At 63.3% G+C, this 15273-nt stretch carries 12 protein-coding genes; 9 read left to right on the top strand and 3 right to left on the bottom strand.

What is annotated here, in order from left to right:
* Nucleotides 1-22 precede the first annotated feature (22 nt).
* The 4 genes from ABIE28_RS15125 (at nt 23) to recQ (ending at nt 6316) form a co-directional block, all read left to right on the top strand.
* Complete coding sequence (locus ABIE28_RS15125; RefSeq protein WP_354064322.1) at nt 23-1147, top strand: metallophosphoesterase family protein; 1125 nt, start codon at nt 23-25, stop codon at nt 1145-1147.
* Nucleotides 1144-3774 carry an AAA family ATPase gene (locus ABIE28_RS15120; RefSeq protein ID WP_354064320.1) on the top strand — a complete coding sequence of 877 codons (2631 nt, stop codon included), beginning with the start codon at nt 1144-1146 and terminating at the stop codon, nt 3772-3774. The genes ABIE28_RS15125 and ABIE28_RS15120 overlap by 4 nt, the downstream gene beginning before the upstream one ends.
* A gap of 14 nt (nt 3775-3788) precedes the next feature.
* A complete protein-coding gene (locus tag ABIE28_RS15115) occupies nt 3789-4346 on the top strand; it encodes a DNA-3-methyladenine glycosylase (protein ID WP_354064319.1) in 558 nt (185 codons plus the stop codon).
* Between the two features lie 149 nt (nt 4347-4495).
* Nucleotides 4496-6316: a DNA helicase RecQ gene (gene recQ, locus ABIE28_RS15110; protein ID WP_354066461.1), complete on the top strand. Its 1821-nt coding sequence runs from the start codon at nt 4496-4498 to the stop codon at nt 6314-6316.
* 171 nt (nt 6317-6487) lie between these two features.
* Here recQ and ABIE28_RS15105 read toward each other — a convergent pair whose 3' ends face one another.
* From ABIE28_RS15105 to ABIE28_RS15095, 3 genes are read right to left on the bottom strand one after another with little or no spacing between them, the layout of a single operon-like run.
* Nucleotides 6488-8065 carry a coiled-coil domain-containing protein gene (locus tag ABIE28_RS15105; RefSeq protein ID WP_354064317.1) on the bottom strand — a complete coding sequence of 526 codons (1578 nt, stop codon included), beginning with the start codon at nt 8063-8065 and terminating at the stop codon, nt 6488-6490.
* Between the two features lie 4 nt (nt 8066-8069).
* Nucleotides 8070-9008, bottom strand: a complete 939-nt coding sequence (locus ABIE28_RS15100) for a DUF6384 family protein (RefSeq protein ID WP_354064315.1) — start codon at nt 9006-9008, stop codon at nt 8070-8072.
* 32 nt (nt 9009-9040) lie between these two features.
* Nucleotides 9041-10264, bottom strand: coding sequence for a cell surface protein (locus ABIE28_RS15095; RefSeq protein WP_354064313.1), 1224 nt, complete (start codon nt 10262-10264; stop codon nt 9041-9043).
* Nucleotides 10265-10500: 236 nt separating this feature from the next.
* Between ABIE28_RS15095 and ABIE28_RS15090 the strand changes: the two genes are divergently transcribed.
* The 5 genes from ABIE28_RS15090 to ABIE28_RS15070 all read left to right on the top strand — a co-directional run bounded on the left by ABIE28_RS15090 (nt 10501) and on the right by ABIE28_RS15070 (nt 15272).
* Nucleotides 10501-10968, top strand: coding sequence for an SRPBCC family protein (locus tag ABIE28_RS15090; RefSeq protein WP_354064312.1), 468 nt, complete (start codon nt 10501-10503; stop codon nt 10966-10968).
* Between the two features lie 256 nt (nt 10969-11224).
* Nucleotides 11225-11347 carry a hypothetical protein gene (locus ABIE28_RS15085; protein ID WP_354064310.1) on the top strand — a complete coding sequence of 41 codons (123 nt, stop codon included), beginning with the start codon at nt 11225-11227 and terminating at the stop codon, nt 11345-11347.
* 185 nt (nt 11348-11532) lie between these two features.
* Nucleotides 11533-12537 carry a BMP family lipoprotein gene (locus ABIE28_RS15080; RefSeq protein ID WP_354064308.1) on the top strand — a complete coding sequence of 335 codons (1005 nt, stop codon included), beginning with the start codon at nt 11533-11535 and terminating at the stop codon, nt 12535-12537.
* Between the two features lie 27 nt (nt 12538-12564).
* A complete protein-coding gene (locus tag ABIE28_RS15075; protein ID WP_354064306.1) occupies nt 12565-14145 on the top strand; it encodes an ABC transporter ATP-binding protein in 1581 nt (526 codons plus the stop codon).
* The gene (locus ABIE28_RS15070; protein ID WP_354064304.1) at nt 14142-15272 is read left to right on the top strand and encodes an ABC transporter permease; all 1131 of its coding nucleotides are present in this window, start codon (nt 14142-14144) and stop codon (nt 15270-15272) included. Before ABIE28_RS15075 ends, ABIE28_RS15070 begins: the two co-directional genes overlap by 4 nt.
* Nucleotide 15273 lies beyond the last annotated feature (1 nt).

The following is a 15273-nucleotide window of genomic DNA, read 5'->3' as shown; positions in this document are numbered from 1 at the left end:
CGACTGAGGTTTGGGTGGTGCAATGTTCCGTTTTGTTCACACCTCTGATTTGCATCTGGGAAAACGCTTCGGCAATCTGCCTGAAGATTTGCGCGGCCGTCTGCGCGAGGCGCGCCATGGCTCCATCACCCGCATTGCGGCGCAGGCGCGAACACACGGCGCCACCGTCATCCTAGTGGCCGGCGACACTTTCGATACCGAAACCCCGACCCCGACAATCCTGCGGCAGGCTTTGGCCGAAATGGGCCATCACGCACCGCTGCTCTGGGTCATCCTGCCCGGCAATCACGATAGCCTCCTGGCCGACCAACTCTGGGACGCTGCCCGCGCCACGCTGCCGCCCAATGTGATCCTCGCCACCAATACCGACCTGATCGACCTCGCCCCCGGCGTTGTGCTCTTGCCCGCGCCCTGCACCGCCCGTCGCCCCGGCCGCGACCTGACCGCCTGGATGGACGGAGCCGCCACACCCGCCGGTTCGCTGCGCATTGGCCTCGCCCATGGCGCGATCCAGCAATTTAGCGAAGACGCCGCCGCCTCCGACGTCATCGCGCCCAACCGCGCCACGCTGGCCGGGCTCGACTATCTGGCGCTGGGCGATTGGCATGGCCAGATCGCCGTCAACGACCGCACCTGGTATAGCGGCGCGCCCGAACCCGACCGTTTCAAGCATGACAAGCCCGGCTCGGCCCTGTTGGTCACCTTCGACGGCCCCGGCGCGCCACCACAGGTAACACCCGTCGAAACCGCCAGCTTTGTTTGGCGCACCCTGCCGCTGGATCTGCTTTCGACAGAAGATGGCGTCGCCAATCTCGATGCCCTGTTGCCGCCCGCGCTGCAGCGCCGCCAGACCCTGCTGCAGGTCGTGGCCAGTGGCCGCGCCCGCCTTGCCGGACACACGGCGCTGGTTTCGGCCATCGAGCATCTGTCACACGACTTTGCCCACCTCGAACTCAACACCACCGACCTCGCCACCGACTGCGAAATCAGCGATCTGGACTTGATCGACCGTGCCGGTGCCCTGCGCGACACCGCAGACGCCCTACTGGCCGAAAGCGACGACGCCTACCGTTCCGCCGACGAACGTGACATCGCCCGCGAAGCACTGGTGCGGCTGTTCAGCTATTGCGAGAAAGTGGCGCCATGAAACTCACTGCGCTGCGCCTCCACAATGTCAAACGCTTCGGCGGACGCGGCGTCGCCATTGAAGGCATTGGCGAAGGCGTCAATGTGCTGACGGCCGCCAACGAACACGGCAAGTCCACATCCTTTGAAGCGCTGCACGCCCTGTTCTTTCAGCCCCACACCAGCACGTCCAAAATCGTGCAATTGCTGCGCCCCTATAGCGGCGGCAATCCGCTGGTCGAGGCCGATATTGTCACCGATGCGGGCGCCTTCCGGTTGACCAAGCAATTCTATGGCGGCAAGCGCGCCAGCGTGCTTGATCTGGCCAGCGGTCGCCTCGTGGCGCAGGCCGACGAAGCCGAAGCTTTTATCAGCGAATTGACGCGCGGCGGCAGCGCGGGGCCGGCCGGCCTGCTCTGGGTGCGCCAGGGCGTTACCGGCATGGAGCGCCGCAGCAATAGCGAAGAAGAAAGCGACAAGCGCGTCCGCGAAACCCTGTTGACCTCGGTGCAGGGGGAAGTTGAAGCCCTCACCGGCGGCCGCCGCATGGCCGAGATCCTCGCCGCCTGCGAAGAAGAACTGTTCCGTCTGGTCACTGCCACCCTGCGCCCCAAGGCCGGTGGCCGCTATGCAGCCGCCATCGAGGAACGCGAACGGCTATCTGCCGAGGAAGCCAGGCTCAAGGCTGAAGTCGAAGGCCTCCGCGCCGCGCTGGACAAGCGCCGTCTGGTTCGCGCCCGGCTCGCCGAAATCGAGCAGGCCGACGAACAGGCCGCGCGCAAGGCCGCCATTGCTGGCGCTGAAGCCGCCTTTGAGTCCGCCAAAACCCACAGCGACGCCCTCAAGATCGCCGAGGCCGAAGCGGCCCTCGCGCTGCATCGCCATGACGCGGCCAAAACCGCCTTGGACGACTACACTGCTGCCACGCAACGCCATCACGCACTCGAACTCCGTCTCGGCGACGCCCAGCAACGGCGTGACGTGGCCTTGCAGCGCCGCACCGCGCTCGTCGCCGATAGCCAACAGGCCCGCACCGCCATTGAGGCCGCCGAAGCCAATGAACGCGAGCAGCGCGACCTGCTGGCCCGCCTCGACGCCGCCCTCCGCTCCCGCGATGCCGCCGAAAAACTCGCCCAACTCCGTGCCCGGCTGGATAAGGCCGAACTTGCTCGTGCCAGCGTCGAAGATGGTCAGGCGGCCTTGGCGGCCAACGCCATCCCCGCCGCCGAGATCGACAAGTTGCAGGCCCTCGAAGTCGAGCTGGTCCGCCTCCGCGCCGCCCAGGCCGCAACGCTGCCGACCGTGCGCGTCGACTACGAACCCGGTTCCCCTGTCGCGATCAGCGCCGCGGGAACAGCGCTTGATGGCGGCAAAGACCTCAGCTTTGCCAATGCCTTGCGCCTCGATATCGCTGGCGTCGGTACGCTCACCCTGCGCTCCAATCGTCCCGCACAGGCCGATGCCGCCATCGAACAGGCCGATGCCCGCCACGCCAAATTGCTGGCTAGCATGGGCGTCGAAAGTCTTGCCGCCGCCCGCCAGCGACAGGCCGAGACCCAGGCCAAATCCGCAGAGCTCGACCTCGCCCGCCAACGCCTTGCCGACCTTGCCCCCGAAGGCGTCGCCCGCCTGCAGGCCGAGATCGCGCAGCTTGTCACGGCGACCGGCGACGGCCTCGAACTCAAGGGCGATCCCTCTCAGGTCCGGCAGGCCCACGCCGCTGCCGAACAGGCCATGCTGACCACCCGCAACAGCGCCCGCGAACTGCAGCCACTGCTCGATCAGGCATCAAGCGCCGTGGTCGAAACTGAAACCGCGCTTGCCGCGCTGGTCTCCGAACTGGCCGGCCTCGACGCGACGCTTGGCCCCAAGCCCGACCGTGCCGCCCGACAGGCAGGCCTCACGCAAGACCAGGCCGATCGTCACGCCCACCACAGCGCGGCCGTCGCGCGCGCCCTTGAACTGCGCCAGTCTGCCCACGATCTTGCTGCCGCCGAAGCCGCCTTGCGCCGCGTTCGCTCGGTGCAGGATGCCGCCATGCAGGAAGCCGGTCAGCTGCGCGAAACGCTGGCTGACCTCAATGGCGCCATCAGCGCCCGTGCCGATGGCGCGGTGGAAGAAGTCTGGCAGGAAACCGTCGATCTGCTCGCCGCCGCATCGTCTGCCGTTGCGCGCTTTGAAACCGAAGTCGCCGTGCTGGACCGTTTGCGCCGGGGCCTCGTCGCCGCCCGCTCTGCCGCCCGCGACCTTTATCTCAAGCCCGTCGTCACCGAGCTGCGCCCGCTGCTTGGCCTGTTGTTTGACGACATTTCCATCGTCTTTGACGAGGATACGCTGCTGCCCCAAACCGTGCGTCGCAAGGGGCAGGACGAGGATGTTGATCGCCTCAGCGGCGGCATGCGCGAGCAATTGTCGATCCTCACCCGCCTCGCCTTCGCCCGCCTGCTGGCGCGCGATGGGCGCCCCGCGCCGGTCATCCTCGATGACGCCTTGGTCTATTCCGACGATGACCGCATTGAGCGCATGTTCGACGCTTTGCACCAGCAATCGCGGGATCAGCAAATCCTCGTCTTCTCCTGCCGTCAGCGCGCATTCTCCAAGCTCGGCGGCAATGTGCTGCAAATGCGCGACTGGGTGCCGCCCGCCTGAGCGAGATCACGACCATGCCCGAGCCACTCACCCGCGCCTTCTTTGACCGTCCCGTGCTTGACGTCGCCCGCGACCTGATCGGCGCAACCCTGCTCGTCGACGGCGTCGGCGGCCCCTTAGTCGAGGTCGAAGCCTACGAGCCCAGCGATCCGGCCTCGCATAGCTTTAATGGCCCGACCCCGCGCAATGCCGCCATGTTCGGCCCGCCCGGCCACGCCTATGTCTACAAAATCTACGGCATCCACTGGTGCCTCAACTTCGTCTGCCAGACCGGCAGCGCCGTGCTGATCCGCGCGCTTGAGCCGACCCATGGCGTCGACCTCATGCATGACCGGCGCGGTGGCGTCGCGGCTAAACAATTGTGCTCCGGTCCCGGCAAACTCTGCCAGGCGCTGGGCGTCACCATTGCGCAAAACGGCCTGCCGCTCGACGCCGAGCCGTTCACGCTGACGGCCGCCGACATGGTTCACGATATCGGCACCGGCCCGCGCATCGGCCTCACCAAAGGCGTCGAAACGCCCTGGCGCTTCGCCCGACGCGGCTCGCCCTATCTCAGCAAACCGCTGAAATAGCGCCGCCAAACCGCACCGGCGCGCCAAGTCCGCAACACGCCGTGCCCTTAGCCGGTGGATAGCACCGATAGGTGACCTCTGCCGCCTTGCGGCTCACCCCCACCCTGTGATTCAAGGACGGGGTGAGCACACTTGAATCGGCATGGGATATGTTCAGCAGCGGCACCGTGGCATCGCCGCGCGATCCGCTGACCGTGCTGCGCGACGTTTTCGGTCACAAAAGCTTCCGGGGCCAGCAGGCTGACGTCGTCGAACACGTCGTCGGCGGCGGCGATGCGGTGGTTCTTTTCCCGACCGGCGCCGGGAAATCCATGTGCTACCAGATCCCGGCCATCTGCCGTCCGGGCGTCGGCATCGTCATTTCGCCTTTGATCGCCCTGATGCGCGATCAGGTCGAAGCGCTCAAGCAAGCCGGCGTCGAAGCCGCAGCGCTCAATTCATCGCTGTCGCAAGACGAATCCGCCGAAGTCCGCCGCAAGCTGCGCAATGGCCAGCTCGATCTGCTCTATGTGGCGCCCGAACGCGTGGCGACGCCGGGCTTTGCCAACATGTTATCGGGCATCGACATCGCGCTGTTCGCCATCGACGAAGCCCATTGCGTGAGCCAGTGGGGCCATGATTTCCGCCCGGAATATCGCGAGCTGATCAAGCTGGTCGAACTGTTCCCCGGCGTGCCGCGCATTGCCCTGACCGCAACGGCCGATCCGACGACGCGCGAAGACATCATTGAGCGTCTGGGGCTCGAACAGGCCAAGGTCTTCACCACCAGTTTCGACCGCCCCAATATTTCCTATTCCATCGTTGAGCGCGACAAGGCCCGCGATCAGCTGTTGAGCTTTCTCGCAGCACATAAGGGCAGCTCCGGCATCGTCTATTGCCTCTCCCGCGCCAAGGTCGAAGATGTTGCCGACTGGCTCTCGGGCAAAGGCATACCCGCCTTGCCCTATCACGCGGGCCTGCCGGCCGAGACGCGCGCCGCCAATCAGGATGCCTTCCTCAAGGAAGAAAACATCTGCATGGTGGCCACGGTCGCCTTCGGCATGGGCATCGATAAGCCCGACGTGCGCTATGTCGCCCACATGGACCTGCCGGCCTCGATCGAAGCCTACTATCAGGAAACCGGCCGCGCCGGCCGCGACGGCCAGCCCGCCGATGCCTGGATGAGCTATGGCATGGCCGACGTGGTGCAGCGCCGCCGCATGATCGACGAGGGCAATGCCCCCGACGAAATCAAACGCGTCGAACACGGCAAGCTCAACGCATTGCTTGGCGTCTGTGAAACCGCCGAATGCCGTCGCAAGGCCATCCTCAGCCATTTCGGCGAAGCCTATGACGGCAAATGCGGCAATTGCGATACTTGTCGGTCCCCGGTCGAAAGCTGGGACGGCACCGAAGCCGCCATCAAGGCGCTGGCCGCTATCTACCGCACGGGCATGCGCTTCGGCGCGGCCCACGTCATCGACGTGCTGATGGGCAAAGCGACCGAAAAGGTCGAGCGCTTCGGCCACCAACACCAGAAGGTCTTCGGGCAGGGCGCCGATCTCGATGCCAAGGTCTGGCAGTCGGTCATCCGCCAGCTGACCGCCTTGGGCCTGATTGTCGTCGACCACGCCAATCACGGCGCGCTCACGCTTGCCGAGAGCGCCCACGCCGTGTTCAAGCACGAGCGCACGGTCATCCTGCGCAAGGATCGTCCGCGCAAATCGGTGGAAGTCCGCCGCTCGCTCGAACGCGTCGCCAACATCCCCGAACATGCGCGGCCGCTTTTCGAAGCCCTGCGTGAAGAGCGCACCCGCCTCGCCAAGGCGCAGGGCGTCCCGCCCTATGTCATCTTCCACGATAACACCCTGCGCGCCATGGCCCTGGCCCAGCCCAAGCACCCCCACGACATGCTGAACCTCCCCGGCGTCGGCCAAGCCAAACTCGACCGCTACGGCGATGCATTCCTCGCGGTGCTGGCCAAGCAATAGGGACAGGCCGCAAAAGCCAGGCGTCTGGCTCTATCGCCCCCTCGCCCTCCGGGGAGAGGGGTGGGGTGAGGGGGCAAACCCCTCCGCAAAACCCTATGACTTCACCCCTCATCCGGCCCTGCGGGCCACCTTCTCCCCTAAGGGGCGAAGGGAAGGCGAAGTTGACAAGAGCTAAAACCCGCCGCCGGTCTTAAACCCGCCGGTCTTGCGCGTACCGCTTGACCCTGTGCGTGGCCGCGAGAACCCGCCACCGCTGCCCGAGCTACTGCCGCTCGACCCACCGGTCCAGCCACCACCAAAACCGCCGCCGCTACGGCCCTTGGATTTCCCGCTGCCCGAATTGCCGCCACCAAAGCTCGAGTCCGGCCAGCTCATATTGCTGCCACCACGATCGGGCCACGGCGAACTGGCGCGCTGACGGCCATTGTTTGGCAAGCCGACGCCGCCGCCCCAGTCGCTGGTGCCGGCGGTCCAGTTCTGGCTGCCGCGCCACTGGTCCCAATAGGATGCGGCCGAAATGCCGCCGCGCAAAAAGTCATTGAGCAGATCGCCGACCAGTTTGTCTTCACGGAAGGTCGAGCGCGGATCGTCAAAGCGCTGCTTCTTGAATTCCCACTGAATGTCCTCAAGCTCGCGCCGGCGCGTTGCGAGCGTCTTGAGCCGTTCATTCTGCTCGCGGGTTTCGTTCTCTTCCTCGCGAGCCCTTACGCGTGTTTCATCGATCTGGGCCACGATCGTGTCGTCCTGCCCGGTGCGGGTCCGCCGTGCTTCGGCCAGCAGCGTCTGGATATCCTCCCGGCCCAAAGCCGCCGCCAGTTCGGACAGCGCGCTCTCAAAGGCCGGATTGCCGCCCTGCGACAACTGTCCGAGCGTCTTGGCGGTCGCGTCGCGTTGGTCTTCGGTGGCGACGATCTGCGCATCGACCGCGTCGATCTGCTTCTGGCTGACGTCCATCGCCTCGCGGATCGGCTTGCCGCCCGCATTGTCGATGGCCTCGGTTTCGAGCATATCCAGCTCGAGTTCGGCCGCCTTTGCATTTTCGATCTGCCGTTCGGCATGCTCGCGCAGGCGCAGCGGAATTTCGTTCAGCATGGCAAAGTTTGGCCGCGCTTTCTGGAAGCCAACGAGGTTGGCCACCAGACTATCGAAATAGCGGAACAGGTTGTTGGCGCGATAGCTGGCCGTGCCGTAGCCGGCTTCCCACAAATACATGAACAGCGGATCGTCGCGGTAGGGCTTGCCCTTCTGCTCTCGGTCGCCTTCGGCCTGCTCGGTCTTGCGCATCGACTGGTTGGCGACTTCCGCCAGTTCGGTCGCTTCGCTGCGCTTGGCGGCAAAGGTGGGGTCGCGCGCAATGGTGGCGCCCAGCTTGGCGGCAAGCGTCTTGAGTTCACCCTGATGCTGCTCGAAAATCTTGAGCGCCTCGGTGCGGTCGGTGGTCAACTGCACCAGCTTGGCGTCGATCGCCGCCGCGTCCCGCTCGGCCTTGCTCAGGTCCTTGGCATGGGCCTTGAGCAAATCGCGCGCCTTGCCCTCTGCCGCGAAAATGCGTCCATCCAGTTCGGCCTGCACGCTCGGATCGAGCCGCAGCCGCGCCAGCTGACGAAACAGTTCCGCCTCGTTCTCGCGGATTTTGCCCAGCTTTTCGGCCGAACGCGCCAGGCGCTTGGAAATGTCTTCTTCCTCGCGCCGAATGTCGCGCATCGCCTCGTCGAGACTGGCCAGCGCTTCAGGTCCACGGATGCTCATTGCTCTACCACCGGGTCACTGCGCCGCCGAGAACCGGCATGCTATATTCAACGTCGAGGAAACCGTCCGACTTCCGACCCACCTCATTGCCCTGAATGATGCCATCGTCGCGCTTGTCGGCAGACACCGCGTCATAGACGCTTTCGGGGACGCGGACGCCCCACATGTTGACCACTTCGGTCTGGCCGTTTTCTTCATTGAGAATGGGCAGCGACAGGGTCTGGCCGTCAGGCGAAATCGCTTCGACGACGACGTAGTAATTGGTCGCCTCGGTATTGACCTCGGGGAAGGTCCAGAACCCGGACCGCACATCGGGTCGATTGACCACGCGCACAGTATAGACCTGCCGCAACTGGTCGCGCAGCGCGGTGAGGTTGCGCACGGCGGCCTCTGCCGCAGTGCGATTGCCTTCAGCCGCAAAGGTCTGCCCACGGGTGCGCAGCGCTTCGGCTTCCACCACCGCCTGCTGAACCTTGGTTTCCTCGTAAATGGTCTGGTACAGCGCATCCATCTGCGCCGGCAGACCCTCGGCCAGCTCAAGACGCGCCTGTGCGGCCTGATTGTTCTGATAGGGGCGCCAGACGCCGAAATAGCCAACGGCCACCACCAGCAGCGCCAGCAGCACGGCGCTGACAGGTTTGCCCCAGCGCTTGCGGCTGACATAGAGCCGGGCGACGCTGGTGCCAAAGCTGGGCTTTGGTGGATCATAGACAAAACGGCTCTCGGCCAGCGCTTCCACACCCTCTTTGAGGATATGGTCGGGCACGTCGATGCCTTGCTGATGATAGATGTCGCGCAGCTTCTCGATGAGTTGCTGCTCGCGGGTCACCCCCGCGAGTTCGCGCGTCGCAAGGTCCTGCCGATGGCGGAGCGTATCCACCACATCCATCGCCAGCATGACCTCATCCAGGGGCGCAGCGGGCTTCGCTGTCACGTCACTCATTGTTGGCGATCACCCGTGGTTCTATCAGCCTCTCAGTTCTTCGTTTCGAGCAGCAATGCATTGCCGTCAGCGGCCAGCGCTGCCAGGCGACGCTTGCCATCTTCGACGGCATCGCGGATTTCGGCGGAATTCTTGGTCGAGGCGACGCGCATCTCGTTGATGATCGTGCGGCTCTTTTCCTGGAAGTTGACCACCGAGTCGACCAGCTTCTTGACCGCATCGGCGCGCACCGTGGGGCCATAGCCAGCTTTGACGGCTTCTTCCTGCACCCGGTCGCCAATTTCGGACAGGGTTTCGAGGCTCTTGCTCATCCCTTCCTTCATGGCGTTCAGCGTCTGGGTGGATTCATGCAGGCCAAACATGCCGGTGAACGAAGCCGAAAGGGCGGTTAGCACGGTTTCGTTGGTCGAAAAGAACGAGATCGACTGCTGATAGACACGTTCCTTGGCATTGGTCGTCTGCATCAGACGCGCCATCACCACTTCCGACGTATTGTAGGAAATGGTCAGGTTGTCCGAGAGGTCCTTGGCGATCTGGTAGCGCTTTTCCTCGTTTTGCATGTCGCGCAGCTTTTCGTCGCGATCCATTTCGAGGCGGGCGCGATCGGCTGGCGTGCCGCCGGCATAGGCCGCAACCGCAGCCGAGGAGGCGTTGAGGATGTTCTTTTTCTCTTCCAGACGCTTTTCGGCCGTCTGCAGCACTTCAAGCGCCATCACTTCGGACTGCTTGAGCGCGCCACGGAAATCGCGATAGGCCTCGAGAATGATCTGCTCGCGGTCGATCTGGTCCTTGGTGTCCTTGGTGACATCAAGGTAGGTGTCGCGGATTTTGTTGAAGCGCGTTGCGATATCGCCGCGGCTGACCTTCATCCACACATTGGAGACGCGCTCCATCATGTCGAGCTTGTTGTCGGCCAGCTGGTCGACCATCATCTTGGCGTCGTCGCGGATAGAATCGAAACCCTTGGTGATTTCCTCGTAGCGCTCGCCGATCTTCATGGCGGCGATCTGCTCGCGCACCACTTCATTGAAGGCACTGGCCTGGCTGAGGGTGCGACCGATCAGAATGACGCGGGTTTCGTCCAATTCTGTGATCTGGCTCAAAAGCCCGGTAATAGGCTGTTCGCCCTGCTGTTCGGGCCATACGCCGAGGTTGCGAATGGCCGTGACGGCCTTGTCGAGATACTGGAGCGGCCGTTCAGCGATAGCGGCTGGCGCCACTTCGGTTGCCGGTGCATTGGTCACTTCATTGGCCATTATTCGCTCCCAATATATTGACGCCGAACCGGCGGATGCGCGTGTTGCGCTATAGATCGCTGCTGACCGGCTCCCTGACAATTGCAACAGTGCGCCAAGGCAACTATTTAGAGCATATTGGTGCGAAAAAGCCGCACGTAAAGAGCGGAGCAATGCAGCATGGCAGGCAATTGTTTGTTGGCCCAACAAGGCCGTAATGCGGCGATCTCGCCGATGATTTCCGGCGGGCATCGCTGATGGACTTCGGGGGCCGCTACATCATCGCTGCACCACGCCTTTCGGTGTGGGCCGCACTCAACGACGCCGACGTGCTCAAAGCCGCCATTCCGGGCTGTCACAAGATCGAATGGTCCGGCGAAAATGCGCTCGATCTCGAGATCAAGGTCAATCTGGGCGTCATGCATCCCATCTTCCGGGGCGACCTGACCCTCTCCAATATCGAACCCGCTGACCGCTATACCCTCACTGGCAAAGGCAAAGGCGGATTGCTGGGTCTGGCCGAGGGGTCGGCTGACATCGTCCTGACCGATCAGGGAGATGAAACGCTCCTCGTCTTCATCGCCCAGGGCGGCGCCTCCGGACAGATCATGAAACTGGGCAAAGCCATTATCGGCAACTCCGCCCAGAAGGTCATCGACGGCTTCTTCGAGCGTTTTGGCGACGCCATGGGGGCAGGGGTGACCCCGCTGGCTGCCGAGGGTTAGTGCCACGCCCTCGTGGTTCGAGGGTCGTGAAGAACTCCCTCCTCACCATGAGGGCTACTGTATCACCACACCAATAGTAGCCCTCATGGTGAGGTGGGAGCGCAGCGACCCTCGAACCACGAGGGCGTGGCACAATCCCCCCTTAACCCTTCGCTAACCACGCCCCTCTCTGCCCTGAAAGCATCACAATCGGAGCCCCGTTCCTGGGTTAGGAAATGGCCAACGTCATCCCGCCATTTTGAATTGAATTTTACCCATGACCACCCACACCCGCGACACCATCGCCCTGTTCGCCATCGCTTCGCTGGCCGTGCTCGCCGTGCTTTATGCCGACGCTGATCTGGGGCACATATTCACAATGATTCTCGCGCATTGGTAAGCGGGCGCCCAAGCCTTGGGCAAGCCGTGCCGCGCCTGTGAGCGGGTCGGTCAAATTTTGACCAACCGGAAAAATATCCGCGATTCCCTCTTGCAGGCGCACCGTTTGCACGATTGTATCCCCTGTTAGCGCACTAAGATTGTCCGTTGGAAGGCAAGCTTCAGTGCGAACAGGGAGACTAATCAATGAAACTCACCACGTTCACCAAGGCCATCGCTGGCGGCATCGCACTTTCCGCGGTCCTCACCGGCGCAGCCTTTGCAGATCCTGCTCTGATCTACGATCTGGGCGGCAAGTTCGACAAGTCGTTCAACGAAGCTGCCTATAATGGTGGCCAGGCCTGGAAGGCCGAAACCGGCGGTAATTTCGCGGATCTCGAACTCCAGAACGATGCGCAGCGCGAGCAGGCCCTTCGCCGCTTTGCCGGTCAGGGTGCAAATCCTATCGTGATGGCTGGTTTCTCCTGGACTGCAGCGCTCACCGCCGTTGCTCCAGAATTCCCTGATACCAATTTCGTCGTGCTCGACACCGTCGTCGATGCGCCAAACGTGCAGTCGATCCTGTTTGACGAGCATACCGGCTCGTTCCTCGTCGGCGCGCTCGCTGCCCTCAAGTCGCAGACCGGCACTGTCGCCTTCGTCGGCGGCATGGACGTTCCGCTGATCCACAAGTTCTATTGCGGCTACGCCCAGGGCGCCAAGGCGGCAAACCCAGACGTCAAGCTGATCGAAAACTACACCGGCACCACCCCTGCCGCCTGGAACGATCCAGTGACCGCAGGTGAGCTGACCAAGGCTGCCATCGATGCTGGCGCCGACGTGATCTTCGCTGCTGCTGGTGGCTCGGGCATTGGTGTGCTGCAGGCCGCCAAGGATGCCGGCAAGTACTCCATCGGCGTCGACAGCAACCAGAACTACATGCAGCCAGGCTCGGTGCTGACCTCAATGGTCAAGCGCGTTGACCTCGCCGTCAAGAACGCTCTGACCGAAGCGGCAGACGATGCCACCTTCAAGCCAGGCCTGACCGTTCTCGGTCTTGCCCAGGACGGCGTCGGCTATGCAGTTGACGAGTACAACAAGGACCTGATCACCCCAGAAATGACGGCGGCCGCCGAAGACTACAAGGCAAAGATCATCGCCGGCGACATCGTCGTCCACGACTACACCACCGACTCCAAGTGCCCGTTCTAAGCGGCACGTATGAGCCAAGGTGGCCCCATGAACCCGCAGCGGCCGGAAACGGCCGCTGCATCTGCCCCGGCGTCCGGCTGGGCGATCGAGCTTGAAAAGATAAACAAGCGATTTGGCGCGGTTCACGCCAATAAGGACATCGACCTCAAAGTCCAGCGCGGCACCATCCACGGCATCGTGGGCGAGAACGGCGCAGGCAAATCCACGCTGATGTCCATTCTTTATGGTTTTTACACTGCAGACAGCGGCACCATCCGCGTCAATGGCCAGCCCCACGCCATTACGGACAGCCGCCACGCCCTCGCGCTGGGCATCGGCATGGTGCACCAGCACTTCATGCTCGTCGACAATTTCACCGTGCTCGAGAACATCGTTCTTGGCGCCGAGGACAGCGGCTTTATCAAGCCAAGTCTGGACCGCGCCCGCAAGGAACTCGATCGTCTCGAAAGCGAATATGACCTCGAGGTCGATCCCGACGCCATCATCGAGGATATCTCTGTGGGCCAGCAGCAGCGCGTCGAAATCCTCAAGGCCCTTTATCGTGGCGCCGAGACCCTCATTCTCGACGAGCCCACCGGCGTCCTGACCCCTAAGGAAGCCGACGATCTTTTCCGCGTGCTCGAAACCCTGCGCGCCCAAGGCAAGACGGTGATCCTGATCACCCACAAGCTACGTGAAATCATGGCCATCACCGATAGCGTGTCGGTCATGCGCCAGGGCGAAATGGTGGCCACGCTCAAGACCGCCGATACCAATCCCGAAGAAATCGCCGAACTGATGGTCGGCCGCCGCGTCTTGCTGCGCGTTGACAAACAACCCGCCAATCCGGGCGAAACCCTGCTCGAAGTGCGCAATCTCGTCGTCAAGGACGATATGGGCGTCACCCGCGTCAAGGATGTCAGTTTTGCCATCCGCGCCGGCGAAATCGTCGGCATCGCCGGCGTATCGGGCAATGGCCAGAGCGAGCTGCTGGAATCCGTCTCCGGCATGCGCGATCAGGCCAAGGGCGATGTCGTGCTCAAGGGGCAGACCCTCTCGCTCAAGGGCGATGATGGCGCCTACCGCGCCCGCGCCGCGGGGCTCGCCCACGTGCCCGAAGATCGCCAGCGCATGGGGCTGGTCACGTCCTTTGCCGAATGGGAAAACGCCATTCTGGGCTATCAGGACAGCCCGCAATACGGCACAGGCCCGTTCCTCGATATTGCAGCCGCCAAAAAGGCTGCTGCCGAGCACATCAAGCTGTTCGACGTGCGCCCCGCCAATATCAATCTGAAGTCGTCGCTGTTCTCGGGCGGCAACCAGCAAAAGATCGTTCTGGCCCGCGAGATGGAGCGTGACCCCGACGTTCTGGTCATTGGCCAGCCGACGCGCGGCGTCGATATCGGCGCCATCGAGTTCATCCACAAGGAAATCATCAAGATGCGCGACGAGGGCAAGGCGATCCTGCTCGTCTCCGTCGAGCTCGACGAAATCCGCTCCCTCGCCGACCGCATCCTCGTGATGTTCGACGGCGTCATCGTCGGCGAAGCCGACCCGGCCACCGCCACCGAAGGCGAACTCGGCCTGATGATGGCTGGCATCGGCAAAGACCAGAAGGCAGCTCAATGAGTGCGCGTAGACCTATTCCGCGCTGGGCCGATGTTGCCCTGCTGCCGGCCATCAACCTGACGCTGGCTTTCCTCGTCTCGGGGCTGGTCGTGTTGCTGGTCGGGGAGAACCCGTTCCATGCCATTCAGGTCATCATCTATGGCGCGTTTGGCTATGGCGAGGGCGTCGGCTACACGCTCTACTACGCCACAAACTTCATCTTCACCGGCCTGGCGGTGGCTGTCGCCGCCCATGCCGGGCTGTTCAACATCGGTGGTGATGGGCAGGCCTATGTCGCCGGCCTCGGCGCTATCGTCGTGGCACTGGCGCTCGACCAGACCCATTGGCTGCTGGCCATGCCGCTCGCCGTGATCGCGGCTGGCGCCATGGGCGGCGCATGGGCCTTCATCCCCGGCTGGCTTCAGGCCAAGCGCGGCAGCCACGTCGTTATCACCACCATCATGTTCAACTTCATCGCTGCGGCGCTGATGGTCTACATGGTCAATCGCGTGCTCAAGCCCGCCTCCAGCATGGCGCCGGAATCGGCCACCATCGACGTTGGTGGTCGCGTGCCGCAGCTGCGCCAGTTCTTCTCGTTCTTTGGCTATTCGCCGGTCAACCTCTCCATCGTCATCGCCATTCTGGCGCTGATCGGGGTCTATATCCTCGTCTGGCACACCAAGTTTGGCTATGCCATGCGCGTGCTCGGCGCCAACCCGACCGCCTCGCGCTACGCCGGCATTTCCAACTCTCGCATGATCATGATCACCATGACCATTTCGGGCGCTCTGGCCGGCATGGTCGCCATCAACGAAGTCATGGGCGTGCAAAACCGTCTGGTGCTCGATTTCGTGGCCGGCGCCGGTTTCGTCGGTATCGCCGTCGCCCTGATGGGCCGCAACCACCCCATCGGCATTGCGCTCGCCGCCATCCTGTTCGGCGCGCTCTATCAGGGCGGGCAGGAACTGCAGTTCGTCATCCCCGGCATTACCCGCGAAATGATCGTGGTGATCCAGGCGCTGGTGATCCTCTTTACCGGTGCCATGGAAGGGCTGTTCCGCCCCGCGCTCGAGCGAGCTTTCATGACCTTCTCGCCTGAACAAAAGGCCGACGCCGTCGCGGTCTCCACCGCCAAGACGGAGAGCTGAC

It is taken from the genome of Devosia sp. 2618, assembly GCF_040546815.1.
Classification (GTDB): Bacteria; Pseudomonadota; Alphaproteobacteria; order Rhizobiales; family Devosiaceae; genus Devosia.
Note: the sequence above shows the minus strand (reverse complement) of the source record. Positions and strands in the feature narration are given on the sequence as shown.